This window comes from Mucilaginibacter sp. P5_A6, from assembly GCF_056400585.1.
Map to the genome: position 1 here is coordinate 90,446 of NZ_JBFUKZ010000019.1, position 22,795 is coordinate 113,240.

Annotated in this window: 19 protein-coding genes; 4 read left to right on the forward strand and 15 right to left on the reverse strand. The window is 41.5% G+C overall.

Annotated features, from left to right (window positions below):
- Position 1 precedes the first annotated feature (1 nt).
- Positions 2-1,114: a glycosyltransferase family 4 protein gene (locus AC1DO4_RS19115; protein ID WP_477418711.1), complete on the forward strand. Its 1,113-nt coding sequence runs from the start codon at positions 2-4 to the stop codon at positions 1,112-1,114.
- Here AC1DO4_RS19115 and AC1DO4_RS19120 read toward each other — a convergent pair.
- From AC1DO4_RS19120 to AC1DO4_RS19130, 3 genes are all read right to left on the reverse strand, one after another.
- Entirely contained in the window at positions 1,100-2,155 is a 1,056-nt protein-coding gene (locus AC1DO4_RS19120; RefSeq protein ID WP_477418713.1) for a glycosyltransferase, read from the reverse strand. The two genes, AC1DO4_RS19115 and AC1DO4_RS19120, sit on opposite strands and share 15 nt — an antisense overlap.
- Positions 2,156-3,820, reverse strand: a complete 1,665-nt coding sequence (locus AC1DO4_RS19125) for an ATP-binding cassette domain-containing protein (RefSeq protein WP_477418715.1) — start codon at positions 3,818-3,820, stop codon at positions 2,156-2,158.
- A 245-nt stretch (positions 3,821-4,065) separates the two neighbouring features.
- Positions 4,066-4,599 (reverse strand): OmpA family protein, encoded by a 534-nt coding sequence (locus AC1DO4_RS19130; RefSeq protein WP_477418717.1) that lies wholly within the window; start codon positions 4,597-4,599, stop codon positions 4,066-4,068.
- Positions 4,600-4,914: 315 nt separating this feature from the next.
- On the opposite strand from AC1DO4_RS19130, the gene AC1DO4_RS19135 reads away from it, so the two are divergent.
- Complete coding sequence (locus tag AC1DO4_RS19135; RefSeq protein WP_477418719.1) at positions 4,915-5,925, forward strand: fatty acid desaturase; 1,011 nt, start codon at positions 4,915-4,917, stop codon at positions 5,923-5,925.
- A gap of 124 nt (positions 5,926-6,049) precedes the next feature.
- Here AC1DO4_RS19135 and AC1DO4_RS19140 read toward each other — a convergent pair whose 3' ends face one another.
- Both AC1DO4_RS19140 and AC1DO4_RS19145 read right to left on the reverse strand, forming a co-directional pair.
- Positions 6,050-6,640 carry an N-acetyltransferase family protein gene (locus AC1DO4_RS19140; RefSeq protein WP_477418721.1) on the reverse strand — a complete coding sequence of 197 codons (591 nt, stop codon included), beginning with the start codon at positions 6,638-6,640 and terminating at the stop codon, positions 6,050-6,052.
- A gap of 123 nt (positions 6,641-6,763) precedes the next feature.
- Positions 6,764-6,934 (reverse strand): hypothetical protein, encoded by a 171-nt coding sequence (locus AC1DO4_RS19145; RefSeq protein ID WP_477418723.1) that lies wholly within the window; start codon positions 6,932-6,934, stop codon positions 6,764-6,766.
- A 560-nt stretch (positions 6,935-7,494) separates the two neighbouring features.
- On the opposite strand from AC1DO4_RS19145, the gene AC1DO4_RS19150 reads away from it, so the two are divergent.
- Entirely contained in the window at positions 7,495-7,836 is a 342-nt protein-coding gene (locus AC1DO4_RS19150; RefSeq protein ID WP_295718674.1) for a hypothetical protein, read from the forward strand.
- A gap of 39 nt (positions 7,837-7,875) precedes the next feature.
- Here the strand turns inward: AC1DO4_RS19150 and AC1DO4_RS19155 are convergent, their stop codons facing one another.
- The 10 genes from AC1DO4_RS19155 to AC1DO4_RS19200 all read right to left on the reverse strand — a co-directional run bounded on the left by AC1DO4_RS19155 (position 7,876) and on the right by AC1DO4_RS19200 (position 21,414).
- Positions 7,876-9,660 (reverse strand): beta-N-acetylhexosaminidase, encoded by a 1,785-nt coding sequence (locus AC1DO4_RS19155; protein ID WP_477418725.1) that lies wholly within the window; start codon positions 9,658-9,660, stop codon positions 7,876-7,878.
- A 309-nt stretch (positions 9,661-9,969) separates the two neighbouring features.
- Positions 9,970-11,394: an efflux transporter outer membrane subunit gene (locus tag AC1DO4_RS19160; protein WP_477418727.1), complete on the reverse strand. Its 1,425-nt coding sequence runs from the start codon at positions 11,392-11,394 to the stop codon at positions 9,970-9,972.
- A 130-nt stretch (positions 11,395-11,524) separates the two neighbouring features.
- Positions 11,525-14,740: an efflux RND transporter permease subunit gene (locus AC1DO4_RS19165; protein WP_477418729.1), complete on the reverse strand. Its 3,216-nt coding sequence runs from the start codon at positions 14,738-14,740 to the stop codon at positions 11,525-11,527.
- 152 nt (positions 14,741-14,892) lie between these two features.
- The gene (locus tag AC1DO4_RS19170) at positions 14,893-16,029 is read right to left on the reverse strand and encodes an efflux RND transporter periplasmic adaptor subunit (RefSeq protein WP_477408539.1); all 1,137 of its coding nucleotides are present in this window, start codon (positions 16,027-16,029) and stop codon (positions 14,893-14,895) included.
- Between the two features lie 292 nt (positions 16,030-16,321).
- Positions 16,322-16,927, reverse strand: coding sequence for a TetR/AcrR family transcriptional regulator (locus tag AC1DO4_RS19175; RefSeq protein ID WP_477418731.1), 606 nt, complete (start codon positions 16,925-16,927; stop codon positions 16,322-16,324).
- Positions 16,928-17,417: 490 nt separating this feature from the next.
- The gene (locus AC1DO4_RS19180; RefSeq protein WP_477418733.1) at positions 17,418-17,918 is read right to left on the reverse strand and encodes a DinB family protein; all 501 of its coding nucleotides are present in this window, start codon (positions 17,916-17,918) and stop codon (positions 17,418-17,420) included.
- Between the two features lie 36 nt (positions 17,919-17,954).
- Entirely contained in the window at positions 17,955-18,395 is a 441-nt protein-coding gene (locus tag AC1DO4_RS19185) for a DUF5990 family protein (protein ID WP_477418735.1), read from the reverse strand.
- 218 nt (positions 18,396-18,613) lie between these two features.
- Positions 18,614-19,477 carry an SDR family oxidoreductase gene (locus AC1DO4_RS19190; protein WP_477418737.1) on the reverse strand — a complete coding sequence of 288 codons (864 nt, stop codon included), beginning with the start codon at positions 19,475-19,477 and terminating at the stop codon, positions 18,614-18,616.
- Positions 19,478-19,657: 180 nt separating this feature from the next.
- A complete protein-coding gene (locus AC1DO4_RS19195) occupies positions 19,658-20,809 on the reverse strand; it encodes an MFS transporter (protein WP_477418739.1) in 1,152 nt (383 codons plus the stop codon).
- Positions 20,810-20,829: 20 nt separating this feature from the next.
- Complete coding sequence (locus tag AC1DO4_RS19200; RefSeq protein ID WP_477407019.1) at positions 20,830-21,414, reverse strand: Crp/Fnr family transcriptional regulator; 585 nt, start codon at positions 21,412-21,414, stop codon at positions 20,830-20,832.
- Between the two features lie 181 nt (positions 21,415-21,595).
- Between AC1DO4_RS19200 and AC1DO4_RS19205 the strand changes: the two genes are divergently transcribed.
- Positions 21,596-22,756, forward strand: a complete 1,161-nt coding sequence (locus AC1DO4_RS19205) for a putative sensor domain DACNV-containing protein (protein WP_477407021.1) — start codon at positions 21,596-21,598, stop codon at positions 22,754-22,756.
- Positions 22,757-22,795: the final 39 nt, after the last annotated feature.

Sequence of the window (22,795 nt, forward strand, 5' to 3'; positions counted from 1 at the left end):
ATTGATAAAACTGATCGACCTTACTTATCATTCACACCTAAATTATACCAGGCCGCAACAGGTTAAGGAAAACCACGCCCCTGCCATGGCTTTTGCCGCTTTTCTTAAAAACCGCATCGATATTACTTTTGTTAAGCATGCATCTTTTGAGCAACATGTAGTGATGGACGATGTTCCTTACTATTTTTTTAAGGGAAAAAACCGGTTCTGGTCTGTTTCTGTTAAAACACATTTATTTATCAAAAAACTTAAACCGGATATTATACTTGTACAGGGCTTTATGTTTCCGATGCAGGTAATATTTTTAAGGTTTTTTTGCGGTACAGGTTTTAAAATATTGATTCAGCACCATAGCGAATTACCATTTGGCGGAGTAAAGAGAATATTTCAAAAGATAGCATGCAGTTTAGCCAACGGCTTTGTTTTTACAGCCTCCGGGGATGCTGCGCCATGGCAAAATGCAAACATTATTAAACCGGGCGCAAGCATATTTGAGCTGTTAGAGGCTTCAACCGGTTTTACACGAATGGATAAGCAGCTAAGCAAACAGCGCACAGGAATGAGCGGCGAATGCAACTTTTTATGGGTTGGCAGGCTAACCAAACACAAAGACCCGCTCACCGTTTTAAATGGTTTTGAGCAGCACCTGCAAATAAATCCTGCGGCAAAACTTTATATGATATATCCTACAGAGGATCTGCTGAGCGAGGTAAAGCAAAAACTTAACTCAAACCAGGCTTTATCAAAAGCGGTGAATTTGATTGGTAAAGTACCCAATACCGAAATGCCATACTGGTTTAGCGCAGCCGAATGTTATGTATCCGGCAGCCATAAAGACTCCACCAGCTATGCTTTGTTAGAAGCCCTTGCCTGTGGCTGCACTCCGGTTATCACCAATATGCCATCCTTTAAAAGGATGACGGGCAATGGTAAATATGGCTTTTTGTACGCTCCCGGTGCTGCAGGCGATCTTGCCCGGTTATTGGGAATTATTGCCGGCACAAACCGCGAAAAGCTTTCTAATGCTATTATAAGGCACTTCAACCAAAATCTTACTACCAAAAATATAGCCGATGACCTGGTTGATATATGTAAAAACCTAATGGCCAAATAAAGCGGCCACCTTAGCTGTTACGGTGTTTAGAGGATAAACCAAAACCGGTTCATGAACCAGGTTTTTATTTTTAAGTAGATCTTTAATTATTTCCGGCAAGTGTTCCGCATTATCGGGTACATGGTGTTGGGCCGGCCGCGCATTCATGCCCTTAACCAGGCTTACTACATGGCATCCTGCGTATAAGGCCTCACTTAAAACGGTGCTATAACCCTCATATGATGATGTATGCAAAAATATCTTTGAGCGCTGCATCATGGCAAGTACTTCGGGGTGTTGTAGTTCTCCCATTAATTTAATATTATTTTCAAGTTTTAACCTGCTTACCTGCTTTTTAAGATTTTCCATTTCGGGCCCTTTACCGCAGATAACCGCTTTTATATTGGGGAATTGGGCGGTTAAGTTTTTAACTACTTTAACAAACAAATGATATTGCTTAAGCGGGATAAGGGAACCCGCGCCCATGATATCAATATCCCTGTCAACTGATGCCGTATTAAAAAGCGAGATATCGATACCTGTGGTAATGGTATGTGCAGGCAATATGCCATAATTTATCCTGAACTCATTTGCCAAAAAATCTGATATGGCTATTAATGATTCCTTTGCGGGTTTTATCCGGTGTACGTACTCGTTGCCTGCTTTAGCATCCTGGCCAAGCAGCCATATATAATGCGGCAAACTGTATTTTTTTGCAAAGTGGCTGCCAATATAGGCGCATTCTCCAATCCAAAAACTCAACAGCCCAGCAAGCTGATAAGTGTTATGCAGTTTTTTTAAGGTTTTCCATACACGCCTCCAGGTAATTAGCCTGAATAACTGCCCCCGGCCCTTACCCCCATGCGGTATAACATCAACTCCATACCAGTTATATCGCGAAGTGGTATAAGGGTATTGAAAAGTGACTACAATAACACGCAGCCGCGGGTTATGCTGTTTTAAAGCTTTTACAAAAATTTGCATGGGCGGTACACAGGTAGTATCATTACCATTTGCCGGGAAGCCCGGAGTTAATATCACCAATGCTTTTAACTTATCCATTTAAAGGGAAATTATTTTGTTGCAATAGTTTAAACTTGCAACATTGTGCGTAATAAATAATATGATCTTGCCCTGGGCGGTTAGTAGTTTTAACTGGTTAAGTATAGCATCTTCGGCTTGCTGGTCCATTTCGCCAAAGGGTTCATCCAGTATTAGTACATCAAAATCATGACATAATGCCCTTGCCAGCGCTATACGCTGCCTTTGGCCGCCACTGAGGTTTTTACCGTTTTCCCTGATTATCTTATTTATCCCTTCAGCATAGCCCGATAATAATGGCTCAAGACCGCAAAAGGTTATTACCTCAGCCAGTTTTTCGGGGTTGTGTTGTTTATCGGTAAGGGTAATGTTTTTAAGAATGGTATCATGAATAAAGAATGTTTGTTGTTTTACATAGGCAATCTTTGTCCAGTAATGCTGTCTTTTTATGGTATCGGCAGGCCTGCCGTTTACTTCTATGTAACCGGATTCGGGGGTTAAAAAGCCCAGGACCAGGTTTATGAGCGTAGTTTTGCCACTGCCGGATGCCGCCGAAAAGCCCGCAAAATCGCCGGTGGAAACTTCAAAGCTAATTCCGTTTAATATTGTTTGTTCTTTATAGCTAAAACGAACATTATTGAAACGGATAGCGCTGAGGGGTTCATCAATATTAAGCAGATCGTTTTTTGCAGGTACTTTTGATTCTTTTACTGCAAGCAGATCATTTAAAGTAAACTCGTAGGTTTTTATTTGGCCGCTGCTGTTCAGGATTTTGATAATACCCGGAATGATCTTATAAGCCGCTGCCATAAACACACCGATTGTAAGCATACTTATCACAGGGCCATGGGCCGAAAACTTATTAACGAACACCAAAATATAAAAACCAAATATGGCAAACACTTCAACCAGTCTTGATGGCAAAGCCTGCAGGGTTTGTTGTGTAGCAATGTTATTATTTAATTGCTGTTGGTAATTGTTATACCTGGCGGCCAGGAAATCGCTTGTGTTGTAAATATTGCTTTCTACAAAGCCCGATAACGATTCCTGTAAATATTGGATGCTTTTTTCACTTGTTGTTTTGGTATGTACCCGTACCTGTTTTGATTTTCGCCGGATGAAGTAAGCCAGGATAATTACCGGTGGTACCAGCAACATCAGTAGTAATAAAAACAATATCGGTTGGTAAATCAATATTGCGCCAACGGTAAATAAAATGAGGATACTTTGCGATATGATCTGCTGAACGTTGTTTAGTATATAATGGCTGAACTCGATGGGTTGCTGACTGATCTGCCGGATATGTACCGATGAATCAACATTTATAAATTTTATATAATCGTCTTTAAGGTAATGTAAAATATTTCTTTGGGATAAGCGCGAAGCTACTCCATAAAAAAAGTGATGCTGAAAGCGCATAATAAGATAACCCAGCCAGTTTTTTAAACAATACAATACCAGGAACAAGCCAATAAGCAGTATCGAATCCTGGTTGAACCAGGCGTTGGGAAGCCAATGGTGGCTAATGGGCTTGCCCGAGGTGTAAAAGCTGATAACGATTAGCAGTAATCCTAAAAATAAAATATCAAGTATGCTGATAAGCACATCGAACAGGATGAGCCTGTACAACCTGTTTTTTTCCTGCGTGTTAAGCAGGGCTAATATTCCTTTAAAAATATTCTTCAAAACGTTTGATAAAGTATTGTTGTTAACGTGCCTGGAAGCTGCAGCCCCGCTCCGGAAAGGAGGGCTTAAAAGCTCTTCCAAAGTCTCCCTACCAGGGGAGATTTAGAGGGGCTATTTATTCATTTATTTCCATACACCTTCTAAACATTACGAACTTTAAAGCACAATGGTTGCCCACTATAAACTATAATGCCCCGGTGAGGAATCCTACCGGGGCATTAATAATTTATAAAGCTGATTTTTAGCTATTGATTTAACTTGATCTCGACCCTGCGGTTTAAAACTCTTCCTTCTTCGGTTGTGTTATCGGCAACAGGTTTGCTCTCGCCATAACCTTTAACGGTTAAATTATCGGCGCTGATACCACTGTTTACAAGGTAAGTTTTTACCGAATTGGCCCTTTCAACAGATAGTTCCATATTACGCTGGTCTGTACCTTCGGCAGATGAATTACCGTTTAATACAAACTTTACTGTGGCGTCTTTTTTCATTTCAACCACAGCCTGATCCAGGGCCTGGTATGAGCCGGTTTTTAATACAGCAGAGTTAAATTCAAACTGGATATTGCTGAAATTATAGTTTGGTTTTGCGGGTGGCGGCGGCGGTGTTTGTGCAGGGGCCGGTGCAGGCGGCGGTGTTGGTTTTGGAGTTGGCGCATACATTTTTTCGGTTTCTACCGGGGCCGGCTTTTCCACTAATTTCTTGGCCTTACAAGCAGGAAAAGTAACGGCCGCTAATGCAATAAGTAAAGGAAATAACTGCGTTTTTGAAACTTTCATAGTTAAGTTTAATTTTTTAGTAAACATAAAAAAATAATCGCTATTCAGCCTAAACTGGTATAACGGATATATAAATAAAAGGAATATAATGACAATTTGTTGGCAGATGTCCTAAATCCTTTGCTGCCAGTTAAAACGGGAAATTGCCCGGATAAGTATTTATCAGCTTACTGCACATAAAAAGTTTTGGCAAGCGCCGGGTTAAAATGGGCCGGTAATATTAACCAGGTATTAATACGTTGTTAAATTAAGTACAACTACTGCCCATATTTTTTAAAGATTTATTTTACTTTGCATTAACCTAAATACATCATTATGAAAACAAGTACTCCATTTGAAAGTATCCAAACACCTGATATTCATTTTCTGCGCCGGATAGCCGTATTAAAAAAATACCCGGAGGTAAGGCAATTAATGGGTTATGATCCATGGGCAGCTGTACTTACATTTTTTATAGTTGCCGGGCAAATTAGTTTTGCCTGGGGTGTTAGTGTCTGGTTCCCCTCTTTTGGGGCTTACTGGTGGCAAATAATCCTGTTATCATACATAGTTGGCGGTACTATGAACCATTGGTCGGCAATGGCTGTGCATGAAATGGCACATAACCTGATGCTGAAAACCCCGGCACAGAACAAAGCACTGGCAATTTTTGCTAATATCCCTGTTTTAGTGCCCGGAGCAATCGCCTTCAGAACCCACCATATGAAACACCACTCCCATTTAGGTATCGAGGATGTAGATAACGACTTCCCCAGCCATTGGGAGGTTAAAATGGTAGGCAAATCGGGAATCAGGAAGTTCGTTTGGCTGTTTTTTTATATATTTTTCCTGTTTTTGGTACGTGGTTTTGATACCAAACCTACACGCTGGGAGTGGGCCAATATCATTACGCTGATAATTACCGATGTATTGATCTTTGTTTTTTTGGGGAAGGTAGCCATCATTTACCTGTTTCTTTCCACCTTATGGGGTTTTAGTCTTCATCCAGCGGCAGGGCATTTTATTCACGAACATTTTATTTTCCGGGAGGGACAGGAAACTAATTCCTACTACGGCTGGCTCAACCTGGTTTGCTTTAACGTAGGTTACCATAACGAGCATCACGATATCATGAACATTCCCGGCCGGTTTTTACCAAAATATTATAAGATCACTAAGGATTTTTACCAGCACCTGGATTCAACCCGATCATGGACACGGATGTTTTATGATTTCATTACCAAACCCAGCCTGGGTGCCGATAAACGCTACGTGCGTAATGAGGAGGTACGCAAGCAGGGCATAAAAATCGCCGAAGTAATGAAGCGGGAAAGGGAGTTGGTGTAAATAGATAATTATAAAAAACTACTTAAGTTTTACGCGTCATTACGAGGTAAAAAGCCCATCCAACCCCGGAAGGGAGAGCTTTAAAAAACTTCGAAGATCAAAAGTCTATCCTACCCGGGGAGATTTAGAGGGGGCTCATTGATTTTCTGATATCCCACACAACCACATTCCAGTCCTCCAACCCATCGTTGTGGCTGCTTACAACCTCAAACCCCATTTTTTGGTGAATCTTTAACGATTTGGTGTTCCTTATAGCTACTTCTGTTATACAAAGTTGATAATCTTTCGCTACCTGGCTGGCCGTGGCGTTGTAAAGCTTGCTTAATAAACCCAGGCCGCGAAAATCTTTGTCAACACAAACCTGTCCCCCTACAAAAAATTTGTAAGCTGTTAAAGGCTTGCCCCGGTATTGGTTTTTATGAAACTCCCTGAACATGGGTGCAAGAGTTGGCACTTCATTTTCCATAGTAGCAGTCATGGCCAGGTTATAGCCTATTACTTGGTTTTTATGCAATGCCACAACCTGTGGTATCTGCGATGCCATTAATTGCAATAAGGGTACAGTATGCTCTGCAAAAAGGAAGCCCTGCTGTTCCTGTTGCTCGGTGCTTAGTGTTTTGCACAGGTTTTGACTTTGTAACCGAACAATCTGTTCAAAATGCTCCGTTGATGTTGCGGGGTGAAATGTTATTTCTGATAGCGTATTTGTATTCATGCCTGGGCAAATGTCTTTATTTATGGGAATTTGCGCAAGTGCAAAATAAATTTGAAATGATGACATATTCCGCACCTCATTGTAGCGTTGTAAAATCAGGAGACTCAGTTAAGTAAATTATCGTTACTGCTTTTTGTTTTCATCCATCATTTCCAGCCAGCCATCTTTGGTAACAGCATATTTGGAGAAGTCCCGGGGCTTTTTGCGTTTGATGTTATTGGTTTTGGAAGGACCGCGTAAGGGTATAATCAGTATACATAAAAATGCGAAGATCGTCAATGCAGAAATCATCATAGAATAGCTTTTTAGCTACAACCGCGTAAGTTGTAATTGCCTGGATATTAAACATAATGATTGGTTGAGATCTTCTTAAGTAAAACACCGGGGCGATTAATTCCCTTTGCTTTACAATCTCATGCCCCAATATAGGTAAAAGCTTCCTAAAACCATCACACTTATTTTTCTTCGCCTGTAAACTGTAATTGGCTGCAAGTTTCCAATATCAAGCATCAGTATTTACAAAACACGACTAAAAACCAGGGATGATTGCCATTACATTAATTACTACAGCATAGGCTTGGTACTACTGAATGATTGATTAACAATACATTACAAGTGTAATTAATATAGAAATATAAATTGCCTTAGTACACTTTTATTTAGGTAGCTTTGAATTGTTATGCGGTAATATTATTCTGGGAGTAGCTGTCCCTCATTACTGCGGTTTCAAAACATCAAATCACACAAATAAATATAAGATCTGGAGGTATTGATCCCCTGCTCTTAAGATCCTTCAAAGCCCGGGTAAAAGAACACCTACAGGGGCTTTATTTTTTATATAGATTAAGCATATCATGGAAGAAAGAAAGTATTTAACTACCTGGAAAAGGTACATGCCCGTTATCCGTCTGCATTTGAAAAAAAGCCTGAATGAAGATCAACAATTTAAACTAAACATAACTGATTTTGAATCTGCGGGCGATCGTGGAAAATCTGGTTATACCTTCAATATCAACATGGAAAATGGAAAGGTTACCAATAACATCAGCGGATCGGCCGTAGCACGCGATCTTTTTGAAGCCATTAAAGGCGATGACGCAGTTAAAGCCATGCTACTTGATAAAAACGTTAAAATAAGTGTAGGTAAATCATTTGTGCTCAGCATCAAAACCACCCACCTTTCAACTTACCGGTAGGCTAAATTAACAAGCCATTAAAAAGGAAATAGCCCGTGGTTATTTCCTTTTTTTATGCAGTTTGCTTTTTGATGCTTTGGCCGATGATTTATGAGATTTGGAAACGGTTGTTCTCCCTTTTTTTGAAGCCCTGGCATGCAGTTTCTTTGAACTATGCCGGCGGCTATGTCTCTCGGCTACATAAGTTTTTTTGATAACCGGTGCAAAATCAACCGCCTCGGGATGGGCCGATGGATTAAAAGGGTTGAAGTAGTAAATATTATCTGCATCCCAGTTTTTTAAACCCGCCTGCAGCCTTTCATTAAATGCTGCCTCATTCTTTAGTTCTGGCGCTGTCCATCCGGCTTCGGCCAAACCGGCAATCCGCGGGAAAAGCATAAAATCCAGGCGTTGTTCCGAAGCTATCTTTTCTGTCCAGATGTTGGCCTGTACGCCAATTACCTGGCCCGATGCAAGCTGGTATGCCGGTAATTGCCTGTCGGGGAAATTATAAACATCTGTAACCCGGTTAAATACGCCGTTCCAGTTCCGGCCCGCTATATGCCCGCCATCCTGCAGGAAATCAAAATAAAGCGGCAAACGCGGGCAAAGCACTACCTGGTAATTTTTTTTCAATGCCAGGCTCAGTTGTCCCGGCAGGTTTTGGCGCCACCAGAAAATAATGGTTTTGCCAGCCGGCAGATCGGTTTGAGTAGCCTCGTCCCATGCCAGGATCTTGCTACCCATGTTGGTAACTGTATCTGTCATCCGCTTAAAAAAATAGCGCTCCAGTTCGCCGACATCTGCAAAGTTTTTAGTCTGCATCAGCTTTGCTATAGCCGTATCCAAACTCCATGCCTTTATGCCAAAAATCACTTCATCACCCCCCAAATGCATCATTTTGGCAGGGAAAAGCGAATTGGTTTCTTTTATGATATTAGCCAGGTACTGATAAGTTTCTTCTTTAGCAGGGTTAAAAGTAAAGTTGGGATAGCCCGCAACACTTCCCCCAGAATATTCGGGATAAGCCTTATTTGCCGCTGTGGCGTGGCCTGGCATATCAATTTCGGGAATTACGGTTATAAAACGTTGGGCAGCATAGGCTACAAGTTCCCTGATATCGTTTTGGGTGTAATATTCGGCTTCGGCACCGGTATCACTGTAATTGCCAACGCCACCAACAGCGGTTAATTTTGGATATTTCTTAATCTCGATGCGCCACCCTTGTACATCGGTTAGGTGCCAGTGAAATTTATTCAATTTATAATAAGCCATCCAGTTTAGCAGCTGCTTTACTTTTTCTTTGCCAAAAAAATGCCGTGATTCATCCAGCATGAGACCGCGCCATTGGTATCGTGGGGCATCGGTTATTTCGGTGGATGACAGGATAATATTTTGGTACCCGCGTGCGTCTGTTGCATCTGTTGATGCCAGGGTAAGGTTTTCGCCTTCTTTGGGGTGATCTTTAATGAGCTGTAATAGCGAGATTAACCCATAAAAAACACCTTCCTTAGTGGAGGATGATATAGTTACCTGGTCGGGTGCAATTTTGAGTGAGTATGCTCCAATAGTTTGGTTTGTATTGGTTAAAATAAGCTTTATTGAACTTTTGGAGTCCCCGTTGCTTACCTCGGGCGATAAGCCTTTTGCTTTAAATAATTCCTTTTGAAAATAAAAGGCCAAAGCGGTTAACGAGGTATCGCTTACACCGATGGTAGACCGGTTATTAATACTGATTTGCCCTACACCAGTTACAATCGACCGGGGCTGCGGAATTATATTTAAGTTTTGCGCCTTCAGATAACACGACACCAGGAGCAGCGCTGCTAAAAATTTAAATTTCATTCAAAAAAGCAAGTTCAAATTATTGGGTAACCGCTATGATAGGTATTTTTCGGGAAATGCCGGTAATTTATTTGTAAAATGTGGGAAATATGCATAAAAATGCGGTTTTTATCGATATTTATCCCACTTTTTTGGAAGAAAAAAGAAAGAAAAATCGAGTTTAATCGAGATTTGTTATCTGAGATAAATTATAAAAGGTCTCTACAAAAAAGGCCGGTCGTATTTAAATGCGACCAGCCTTTTTTCACATTAGTTACTAAGTTAACTGATGCAGCTAACTATTCACCAATCAACCACTCACTAAAACAATTATTTCCATCCACCGCCTAATGAGCGGTAAAGATCGGCGGTTGCGGTTAACTCATCTCTTTTTATAGAGGCAAGCGCCAGTTCGCCTTGCAGTACATTGCTTTGGGCTGTTATTACTTCAAGGTAATTGGCCAGGCCGTTTTTGAACAGCAGGCTGGCATTGGTAGTTGCCTGCTGTAAGGTTTTTACACGGTTTGCCGCTATGGCCTGCTCCTGCTTAAGTTTTTCAATTTTAACCAGCGCGTCTGATACCTCGCCAACCGCATTCAATACCGACTGCCTGAACTGAAGAACTGTTTTTTCACGGTCGATTTTGGCAACCTGGTATTGGGTACTCAGTTCTTTGTGCTGTAACAAAGGAGTAACAACACTACCTGCAACAATACCAAACAAGGCGGCCGGTATGTTAAACCAATTGCTGGCTTTAAAGGAGTTAACTCCCCCACTTGCAGTGATCCTTAATGCAGGATACATTTCTGATTTGGTAATACCCACCTTGGCATTGGCAATGGTTAAAGCCAGTTCCTGGCTCCTTACATCGGGCCTGCGGCTGATGAGGGTAGATGGTACGCCTGCTGTTAACGTTTCAGGGAATTTCACGTCGTTTAAAGTACCGTTTCGTTCAATGCTATCCGGCAGTCTTCCGGCTAATATGCTCAGGGCGTTTTCCTGCACGGCTACATTCCTTTCAAATTGTGGCACCAACTGAGCTGCGGATTGTTGCTGTGCTTCAGCCTGTTGTACCGCCAATAAGGTAACCTGCCCGGCATCATACTGTAAACGGATGATCCTTAAGGTACTATCGTTCAGTTTTACATTCTTTTTGGCAATGTCCAACTGCGCATCCAGCATCAACAGGTTATAATATCCCTGTGATACACCAGCCACAATATTGGTTTGAATTGCCTTTTTAGCCTCGGTAGTTTGCAGGTATTGTGCAAGCGCCTGGCGGCTTTGGTTACGGATCTTACCCCAGATATCAGCTTCCCATGAAAGGGCTAAATTTGCCGAGTAGTCCTCAACGTGCTTTGTTCCTAAACCATACTGCTTAATACTCAATCCGTTAAGGCTATTATCACTTGGACGGCTGGTGCTTGCTGTAACATTCAGTGCAACTTCGGGCACATAGTTCCATTTTACCTGTTTAAATAACTGTTGGGCTGYATCTATATTTTTTACAGCTATCTGCATATCGTAATTTTTAGCAATAGCGCTATCAATCAGCTTTTGCAGTGTCGCATCGGTAAAAAAGTTTTTCCACTGTATATCGGCAATACTGCTGGTATCGGCAGTGGTGGCTGCTACGCTATTCCTAAAATTTGCAGGCAGCTCTGCTTTGGGTGTTTCCACATCTTTTGATACTTTACAGGCACTTAAAAAGGCCATAAGTAATGCAAAAGCTAGTGGGGTTATATATCGTTTCATTTGTTTGTTGCTTTGAAAGAGTCAAGAACCAAGAGTCAAGAATCAAGACAGAAGACAATCTTCAATCCTATTATTCTGTAACTTTTACTTTTCTATCCTGACTCTTGATTCTTTACTCTTGATTCTATTCTTAATTATTCTGCAGTTCCAATTTTTTAGCGTCAATGGCATGCCCTTTTTTATGACCTGATCCATCGTTGTTCAGTACAGCCAATGGTACACCACTAATTCGTTCCTGTAATCCCTGGAATATCACAAACAATACCGGGATGATGAATAAACCTAATAGCACCCCTGATACCATCCCGCCGGCAGCACCAATACTTATAGAGTGGTTACCTTGTGCAGATGGACCGGTTGCAATACTCATCGGGAATAAACCGAATACGAAAGCCAGCGAAGTCATGATGATCGGGCGTATCCTCAGCCTGGCGGCTTCAATTGCCGATTCAACCAAACCATGCCCGGCCTTGCGTCGCTGTACTGCGAACTCTACAATAAGGATAGCATTTTTGGCTAACAAGCCGATGAGCATGATCAAGGCTACCTGTACGTAAATGTTGTTTTCGATACCGGTTAAACCCAATACCACAAACACACCCAATATACCTGTAGGGATTGAAAGGATTACCGCCAATGGTAATATATAACTTTCATACTGTGCTGATAATAAGAAATATACAAATATCAAACAAAGCATAAATATAACTGCCGACTGCCCGCCCGAAGAAATTTCTTCGCGGGTTTGGCCAGCAAACTCGTAGGCAAAACCCGACGGTAATTGCTCCTTGGCTGTTTCCTGGATGGCCTTAATGGCATCACCGGAACTATAACCCGGTTTTGGGATAGCGTTGATCTCGATAGAGTTGAACAGGTTGTAACGTGAGGCGGTTTCTGAACCATACACACGGGTTAGTTTAACCAGTGTATTGATAGGTACGTTTTCGCCGGTTTTATTTTTAACAAACACCCGGTCAATTGCTGAAGGATCTGTCCTATCCGCAATATCAGCCTGAACTACTACGCGGTAGTATTTACCAAAGCGGTTAAAATCTGATGCCTGGGCAGTACCGAAGTAAGCCTGCATAGTTTGCAAAATGTCTTTAACATTTACACCCAACTGGTTAGCCTTTTCGTCGTCAACTTCTAATTGTAACTGAGGATAATCTGCTTTATAAGAAGTAAAGGCATAAGCGATAGCCGGTTTCTGCATCAGCTTTCCTATAAAGTTATTGGCAACGCCGCTAAATTTATCCAGCTTGCCGTTGGTTTTATCCTGCAGCATCACGTCAAGTGCTTCCACGTTACTAAACCCGGGAACAGTTGGAAAACTGAATACGAAGAAGGTACCACCTGGTATGCCAGCTAATTTCCCTCTTACTATATTCTGTATATCGTCAATATTTTTAACAGGGCCCCTTTCATCATTAGGTTTTAGCAACAGGAAAATTACCCCGGCTGATGGACTGCTGGATTGTGTTAAAAAGTTAAAACCAGATAACGCGGTAACAAACCTTGCTGATGGTAAAGTTTTCAGCTGATCTTCGGCCTGTTTAAAAATTTTATTTGTACCACTTAACGAAGTTCCGGATGGTGTATTAACAGCTATGGCCACAAAACCCTGGTCTTCGGTAGGGATAAAGCCGGTTTTTGTTTTATTTACCAGGTAAACTGTAGCTGCTACTACCAACACAAGCCCGCCTATGCTCAACCATTTTTTACGGATCAGGAACTTTAAGCCCCCAACGTACCTGTTGGTCATATAATTAAAACCACCATTAAAGCCTGCATAAAATTTTTCTAAAAACCCTTTTTTAGGTTCATTATGACCATCTGCACTATGTTTGTTCTTTAAAAACAAAGCGGCAAGTGCAGGGCTTAAGGTTAAAGCATTAACAGCCGATATAATGATGGCTATAGCCATGGTTAACGCAAACTGCCGGTAAAATATACCTGTTGAACCTACCATGAAGCTTACCGGTAAAAATACGGCTGCCATAACCAGCGTAATAGATATAATAGCGCCTGTAATTTCGCGCATAGCCTCGGTAGTTGCTGCTTTTGGGGTAAGGCTTGGGTCGTGTTCCATTTTGGCATGCACCGCCTCTACCACCACAATAGCATCATCCACCACAATACCTATGGCCAGCACCAATGCAAACAGGGTTAAAAGGTTAACAGAGAAGCCAAAGAGGTTCATGAAGAAGAAGGTACCGATAATGGCTACCGGAACTGCTATAGCCGGGATCAGGGTAGACCTGAAATCCTGCAAGAAGATAAATACTACTATAAACACCAGTATAAAAGCCTCTACCAGTGTATGCTCAACCTGGTTAATTGATTCATCAAGGTCGGTTTTGGTGCGATAGAACTGATTGTATTTGATGCCGGCAGGAAAATCCTTTGATAACTTTAGCATCAGCTTATCAATCTCAATCTGAATTTGGTTGGCGTTTGAGCCCGACAATTGTATGATACCAATAATAATACCGTCGTGCCCGTTCAGGTTACTCACGCTATTATAAGAATAGGCACCCAGTTCAACACGGGCTACATCTTTTAAATGTAATACAGAACCATCTGCATTTGCACGGATAGCAATATTCTGATATTCCTCTGGTTTGGTAAGCTTACCCTTATATTTAATTACATATTCAAAAGCCTCGTTACTGCGCTCACCAAATTTACCAGGTGCGGCTTCCAGATTTTTGTCCTGTATAGCTGCCATTACTTCGGCGGGTGTAACTTTATAAGTTGCCATTTGTGCTGGATTAAGCCAAACACGCATGGAGTAATCCTTAACACCACCAAAAATACTGGCCGAACCTACACCCGTGATACGTTTAATTTCGGGTACAATATTGATCTGTGCATAGTTGGCCACAAAGGTCTGATCGTATTTTTTTGGATCCTCGGTATAGATAGCCATAGCACCTATGAAGCTGTTTTGTTGCTTGGTAGTGGTTATACCATATTGCACCACTTCGGCAGGTAACTGGCTTGTAGCCTGTGAAACACGGTTTTGAACGTTTACCGCCGCCTGATCGGGGTTGGTACCTTGTTTAAAGTAAACGGTGATACCCAACGAACCGTCGTTACTGGCGGTTGAGGTCATATAGGTCATATTTTCCACACCGTTAATCGCTTCTTCTAATGAAGGCGTAACAGAACGTAAAATAGTTTCGGCATTAGCGCCCGGGTAAACAGCAGATACCAATACTGCCGGAGGGGCAATATCCGGGAATCGCTCTAAGGGCAGTTTTGTTAAACCAAGTACACCAACTATCACCAATAATATGGAGATCACTGTGGAGAGTACTGGTCTTTCTATAAATTTTTGAAACATGATTTTGTGATTTTAATTTCGGAATTCGGATTTTCGACTTCGGATTTATCAGACACCATTTATCGTTTCGTAATTGGACAATACAAACGGCAACCAATTAAACCTTTCACCTTTGGCCTTTCGCCTTTTACCTAAATTCTAACTCTTGATTCTTATTTATTAACTACAGCAGCAACCTTATCGGCAGCTTTTTGAGGTGCAATCACTGTACCTTCAACTAAGTGGTCCATACCGCTTAACACAATTTGGTCGCCGGCTTTAAGGCCATCTTTAACCAGGTAGTTTTCGCCGCTTTTGCCTATGATATTGATAGGTACTTTTTTCACCTTGTTGCTATCTGCAAGGGCAAAAACAAATACTTTATCCTGCATTTCAACAGTCGCCGATTCCGGTACAATTAATGCATCGGTATGGTGTAAGCTCAGGCGCACTTTACCGGTGTTGCCGGCACGTAGTAAACCATCCGGATTGGCAAAGTTTGCCCTGATGGTGATAGCGCCGGTATTTTTATCAAACTGGCCGTCAATCACATCTATTTTACCTTGTTTAGCGTATTCGCTGCCATCAGCTAATAATAATGATACTGATGGTAAGTGTTTCAGCTTGTCTTTCAAAGTTTCGCCGGGATATTGTTCTTTAAAACTTACAAAATCCTTTTCGCCTAAAGAGAAGTAAACATGCACATCGTGTACATCAGATAGCTGTGTTAATGCTTCAACATCCTGCGGAGTAACTAAACTTCCTTGTTTTTTAAGTAAACGACCTATATAACCGCTAACAGGTGCTTTAATGAGGGTATAACCCAAATTGATTTGTGCGGTTGATACATTTGCTTTAGCCGATTCGATATTGGCTTTAGCAACCTGGAAAGCAGCCTTTGCTGTTTTTAACTGGTAATCAGAAACTACTTTGTTTTCAACCAATGGAGTTAATTTATCTACTTCCAGTTGTGCATTTCCCTGGGCCGCTTCCGCAGCATGCAGACTTGCTAAAGCGTTGTTTAATGCTGCGCGGTAAGGCTGATCGTTTATTTTAAATATAGGCTGACCAGCGCTTACAAAGGCGCCTTCGTCAACAAATACTTTGTCTAATGCACCGCTTACCTGCGGCCTTACTTCTACGTTAACAGTGCCTTCTATAGATGCAGGATATTCCTGGTAAGTGGTTTGATTGCCTGATGTTATACTTGCTACAGGTAATGCTGGTGGAGGTGGCGCCTGCTGCGTTTGCGGCTTGGGCGAGCAACCATATAATGTAAGTGCTAAGAGCGCTAATGTGATACTTTTCATGATGATTAATTTTAAAGTGATAGATGATTTGTGAAAAATAGCCTTGCGGCCGGTTGTTATATATTGAGTTAATTGTTTTCTTGTTATTATTATATGTGTGCAATAAGGTTAAATGATAACCATATAATTAAAAATTAGCTGTGCTAATGGTGCTTTGCAGATTTAGTAGCATCAGATAGTTTTATGCTGTTTATTAATGTTATGTAAAAGTTAAGATCCATGATGATGTTATTTGTTTTTGTTTACTTAACAGTGTTAAATGGTTTAACGATGTTAAAATTATGTTAAAAAATTAATCCGGTTTAATGGATTTGATGATGCCAGTAATGGTATCCGTTAGTACCTGGCGATTAATATCGTCTGATGAACCGCGGCTTAACAGGTTGATAGATACCAAACCATGTACAACCGACCAAAAGGTGTAATATTTAGTACAGATGATATCAGAAGCAGGGTTATCAATATGCATTACTTTTCCAATCACATCGGTGAACAGGTCCCATGGCATTACTGATTCTTCGAGCTTATTGATCTCCTCGCAACAACAATTTGTAGTTACCCCAAACATGATCTGGTAAAGCTCCTTGTTGGCAAAGGCAAAGTTCCAATAAGCCAGCCACATGGCTTCCAGTTGTTTTTCTGGTAAGCGATGTTTTTCATGAGCAGCCCTCAAATCCTGCGCTAAAATAAGATAGCCTTTGCGGGCAAGTTCAAGCAGGATAGCCTCTTTATTGGCAAAGTACTCGTATATGATAGGTGCCGTATATTCTATTACATCGGCAATTTTGCGCATACTTAAAGCTTGCCATCCCTCCTCTTTTACAATATGGAGCGCGGCATCCAGGATGTTGATCCTGGTTTCGTCTTTTAAGCGTTGAATACGTTCTTTACTGGCCATTTTATTTACGCGATAAATTATTTAACAGCGTTAAGCAAATATATAACTGTTTATTGACCCATAGTACCATCGCTTTGTAAAATTGAGATCATCTAAATGTCAGGAGGTGGGAGGAGAATCAAGAAGTAGGAGTTAAGAATCATTGCCTTCGTCGACCTCTTTATAATGACGTGTTTGTAAGTTATTGATTATTAGTATATATTTTACACATTGCTCTATACATCGTCATTGCGAGGTACGAAGCAATCCCCTACCTACAGAGTAGCTTTGCATATCCGATCTGCATAGTTTGGGATTGCTTCGTACCTCGCAATGACGCGCTTTTTTTCATGTCATTTACTATTTTTTCCTGGTTACCCCTGGTGGTTACTCCCAATGACTGGTAAGAGGTTATGTGTAAAAAATACATTGATAATCAATGCCTTACAATAACGAACGGGTTTATACTTGAGCCTGGACTTGTCTTTATTCTTAACACTTACCCCTCCCTTTACTTCTCTGCCAAATAAATCATCTGCCCTAAATGATACCCCTGGTGAATTGTTCTGTTGATCAGGATATTCAGTTTGTTACGATGAGGTTCGTTGACGAAATCCTCTGCAGATACCGCGCTGTGTTTAGTAAACCATTCTGCAGGTTGCATGGTATCAAATTTTTGTTTGAGTGCGGTATTTACATTATGCCAGTATTCCTTGATTACACCTATCGATGGTCGTTCAAGTCCGGATGTCTCGGAATTTTTAAGAAAAATCTTGTCCAGGTCTGGATAAAGCCTATCGCCAAGCTCCAAAAAAGTAAATAATCCATCACTCACTGCAGCCAGGTGCCCCAGCAGGTAATTACCTGTATTACGACCGGGCGCAGTTTGGGCTGCAAGCTGGTCGTCAGTAAGTTTATCCAGCAAAGCATTTAAACGGGTATTTTGCAGTTCCCAGTTTGATATTGCCATTTTGATGAATAATTCTGTTGTTATTTCCTGTTGAGTTTCCATGATGGGTGTTTATGTTTTTAACTATGTGAGATGTATTTAATTATGCTGATTTATTTCCCAGCCGTCAAAAGGCTTAACAGTTGCGCAATTTGGTGTTCCATCTTTTGCAGTCCCTGGTACCTTTGTTTCCAGGATTAATTTAGGGCCTGCAGTAAGCTGATCAATAGTATCCCAGGTAATGCCGGTTAGTGGTATTTTGAGCCTTCTTGTCCAGGAGCCAATTTGCCCGGCCAAAGTTCCTATATCTATATAAATAAAATTGCTTGGGTATGGGCCTTGTACATAAGGGCTGCTGAATTTGGGCAAACTGTCTTTTAACCTGTCGCCTTTAATATTAACGGCTAAATGAAAATGCAGGTCTTCCGAGTTGGATCGCTGCGTTTGTACAGTTTCATATGTACTGCCCGATCCTTTTTGCAGACCAAAGTCGACATTGGCAGGTGGCTTTTGCAGAATAATATGAAGCGATAATTCCATAGCAGATAAATTAAAGGCTCTTAGAAGCTGTTTAAATTTGATTTATTAATGTTTTTATACTTCTAATGATGAAGAACATATCCATGTGTCATTGCGAGGCGTGAAGCAATCCCCGCCCTTACAGAGTAGCTTTGCAAATCAGATCTGTATAGTTGGGGATTGCTTCGTACCTCGCAATGACGGTCTGTTTATTTGTTTTTATGCCACCAAGGTATTACTTATAAAGCAAACCCGTAATTCTTTGCCCATTTATCTTTGATCACGGCACGTGATTTTACAAATTCATGATCTGCGCCCTGTGCAACGGCGTCCAATGGGTAACGCAAGGGGCGTTGGCCTTTATTGAGGTTAATAAGATCGAGCACGCCATCTGCAATGGTTTGCGGATCCATTTTGTAATCGGCCATCTTGCCAAATAAAGCGCCACCCATTGCATTGAATGTATTGACAGCATCTTGTCCATAGGCGGCAATGATGTCTTCCTTATCGGCGTTCAAGCCTGTTTTGGTGCCATTATTCATTTCGGTTGGGTAAACACCGCTTTGTATTGACACATTCTCTATCCCATAAGTTTTCAATTCATGATTAAAACCTTCTGTTAACGACTCCATCGCGAATTTGGAGGCCATGTAAGGCACCATAAATGGCAGTGTGAAGCCGCTGGCACCAGTGGAAATATTAATGATAAGGCCATTTTTGTTTGCCCGCATGGAAGGAAGTACGGCATCATAAGTACGTAAAACTCCATAAAAGTTAACTTCAAACATTTTCTTTACCTGTTCAATAGTATATGCTTCTGCTAAGCCGTAACCTGTTATGCCTGCATTGTTCACCAATACATCAATTCTGCCATGTTTGGCCAAAGACTGAGCAAAAGCATTTTTTACAGATTCGTCACTGGTTACATCCAGCTCAACAACATCTACATTAGGTATTGCGGCCAGTTCTTTGGCAACGGCTTCATTTTTACCGGCTGTACCACGCATGGCAGCTATTACAGTATGACCCTCTTTAGCTAAAGTTTGGGTCATTAACTTACCAAACCCTGTGCTTGTTCCTGTTATTAAAACTATCTTTTTCATTTTGTTGTGTATTATTTACATAACAAAGATGGGGCAACGCAAAATGCTGCTAAATGACAAAAGGCAAAAAAGAGCGTTGATATTTGTCAAGAATAATTGGATTTTTTTTTCAGACGAAGAACGTTATACCAAATATAGTTAAGAAGTTTTTACATAAAGATGCAAAGCGATGCGCATATGCTACGCGTTTTCTTTAAGTTGAGATACCATCACAATAATCAATGCCCCAAAACCTGCAACTATTCCAAATGCCCAGCGTAAACCAGCTGCCTGTGCTATAAAACCTACTGCCGGTGGTATAATCAGGAAACCCAGGTAGCCCACAGTTGAAACTGCAGCAAGGGCCTGGCTGGTATTCATACTTTGCGATTTGCCCGCCATGCTGAATACCAGGGGCACAATACATGATACCCCCAACCCTACCATGGCATAACCAATATAAGTGGTATAGGTATAAGGCAAAACAATACAAAACAATAAACCTGCAGTTACCAGGATACCATTGAGTGTAAGTACTTTTTTAATCCCTACCGAGGCTACCAGTCTATCCCCGGTAAACCTTCCAATGGTCATGGATATCATATAAACTACAAATGCCGCTGTTGCAGCAGATTTAGACGGATGAACTACCTTTTGAAAATAAATGCCACTCCAATCGTACATGGTATTTTCGCAGGCCATCGATGCAAAACATATCAGTGCAAATTTTATCAGATGCTTATCGGGTAATTTAAAGCCCGATGTATTTGCTGTAACCACTGGTTTTTCATAATAAATGTGCGGGTAAAAAATGGCCGTTGTAATCAGCATGGCAATACCCACCGTTAACAGGTGCCAGGATGCCGCTACATTATAGGATACCATTATGTATCCAACAGCCGCACCAGCAAAACCGGCAATACTCCAGATGCCATGAAAGGTTACCATGATAGATTTGGGATAAAAAGCCTGGATACTCACTGCCTGCGAATTTGTTGACAGGTTATATATGTTACGCGCAGAGCCAAAGAAAAAAAGCAGTATTACCAATTGCCACACATAGGTGGTAAAGCCGGGCACACATAGTAATAAATTAAAAGCAATGGCGCCAGTAAGCATAATACTTTTGCTGCTAAAGTGCTTCAGCATTTTTGCTGTTATGGGTATGGTAAGCATTAGCCCTATTGGCAAAGCAAACAAAACCGCCCCTAACTGTGCCTCGTTTAAATGAAGCTGTTGTTGAATAGATGGTATGCGGGATGCCCATGACGAATATCCAAAGCCCGAAATAAAGAAGAAAACTCCGCAGGCAAATCTTAATTTCGACCTGTTGGGGACGGTAGCATTATCCATGGCCTAAAAGTAAAAATAAATTATTTACCGGCCATCTGCTTCCGTATCCTGCTCAATGTTTCTGGCGATATGCCCAGGTACGATGCGATCATATTTTGAGGGAAGCGCTGCAAAAATTCGGGATAGGTGTTCATGAGTTCTATATAACGATCTTCGGCGGTATTGCTTATGGAGGAGTGGATTCTTCTTTGGTGCGAAATGTAACTGCGCTGATCTATCTTTTTTAACATGGCTTCAATAGCAGGGACTGTCTTTTTCAGATCCTCCAGCTGCCGGTAGGATATTTGCAACAGTTCTGAATCATCTATAGCGTCAATATTATATCGGCTGGGAGTATTCGTCATAAAACCTTCATAATCGCCCATCCACCAGCGCTCTATACCAAAACGCACAATATGCTCATGACCTTTATCATCAACCGTATATTGCCTTAAGGCCCCTTTGGTTACAAATGAGATATATTTACTCGTATCGCCTTCCTGCAAAAGGTATTGCCTTTTACGCAGCTTTTTGAACTTAAAGGATTGTTTTATTACTTCAATTTCTTCATCAGACAAATTTAATGATGAGTAATCTGCTACGTATTGTAATAATGTATCAAACATTTATGCTGGATGAGTATTTAAAATATTTTCAAAAATAAACATATAATTTAATCAGCATGTTGCCCAATTATCGGCTAATTGCAATTTTGAGGCATTTGTTTGTGATGGCGATAAAGAACGCCTATTTTTGGTAAAACAATCTGTTAACCGGCTGTACCGGCCTGGAATCATCTTATAAAACATGGAATCAAGGAGTATTACCTCTGAACCAACCTATAAAGCTGCCCGTGTTGTAGCCCCGTCATTAGAACGGCATTTTAAACATTTCCATTCTATGGTAAATGCAGAAAATGAGGCCGACCTTGCTGCTCCTACTCCTGATATCCCAACAATTGAGGCTATCATCGATATCTCTTTTTGGGCCAGCCTGCGTCGTGAAGAAGGTTATTCGCCTAAATTTACTTTGGCTTTTTTACCGCCGGAGAGTGCCGGGCAACCGCTTTTGTTTGGCCATAAAATAAAACTTGCACCAAATATCCTCACCAAGTTCGCTTCGGCCGTTCAGCAGCCAGGTATCCACCTGGGTGTTTGGATAGAGGATGGCGAACTTTATGTATGGGGCACTACACTTGCCATACCTGCCTATTGTTTTGTGCTGGAGGTGATAGAACCCGGGCTGCTTGTGGTAAAACATCGCCGTGTGGATGGTTTTGGTAAGTTTGTGAACATTGCCATTTTAAAAGGCGATGATATTAAAGTAGTTGATGAACAGGGCTCTACCCTATCTGATTGCCCCACCATCCTTACTTCTATGCTTGATTTTACCCTGCCATCTTCCTGGAATGATCCGGTGAATGTGCTGGTACAGTTAGCCGCATCTATGCAGGCCCATAAACGCGGTGGAATACTGCTGGTTGTACCATCTGATAATGACGACTGGACAGAATCTATCATCTCTCCTATCTCTTACCCTGTTTCTCCGGCCTTCTCGGGTCTTACAGATCTGATGATACACGAGGGCATCGAAAAATATCATACTTCGTGGCAGGAAAAACTGCGTCGCGCTGTTGATACTATTGGCGGCCTAACATCCATAGATGGCGCCACAGTAATTAACGACAAGCACGAATTGCTTGCTTTTGGCGCCAAAATCGGCCGCTCATCAAAAAGCACACGCGTGGAGGAAATTATTGTTACCGAGCCGGTTGTAGGCTGCTCAACCAAAGTAATTCACCCGGCACAAAACGGCGGTACACGGCATTTATCGGCGGCGCAATTTGTGTTCGATCAAAAGGATGCTATTGCACTGGTAGCCTCGCAGGATGGGAGATTTACTGTTTTTGCATGGTCGCCGATAGTGAATATGGTGCATGCGCACCAGATAGATATATTGCTGCTGTAGCGTCAGCCTGCGCTCTCCAAGGCTTCCTTTGAAGTGGAT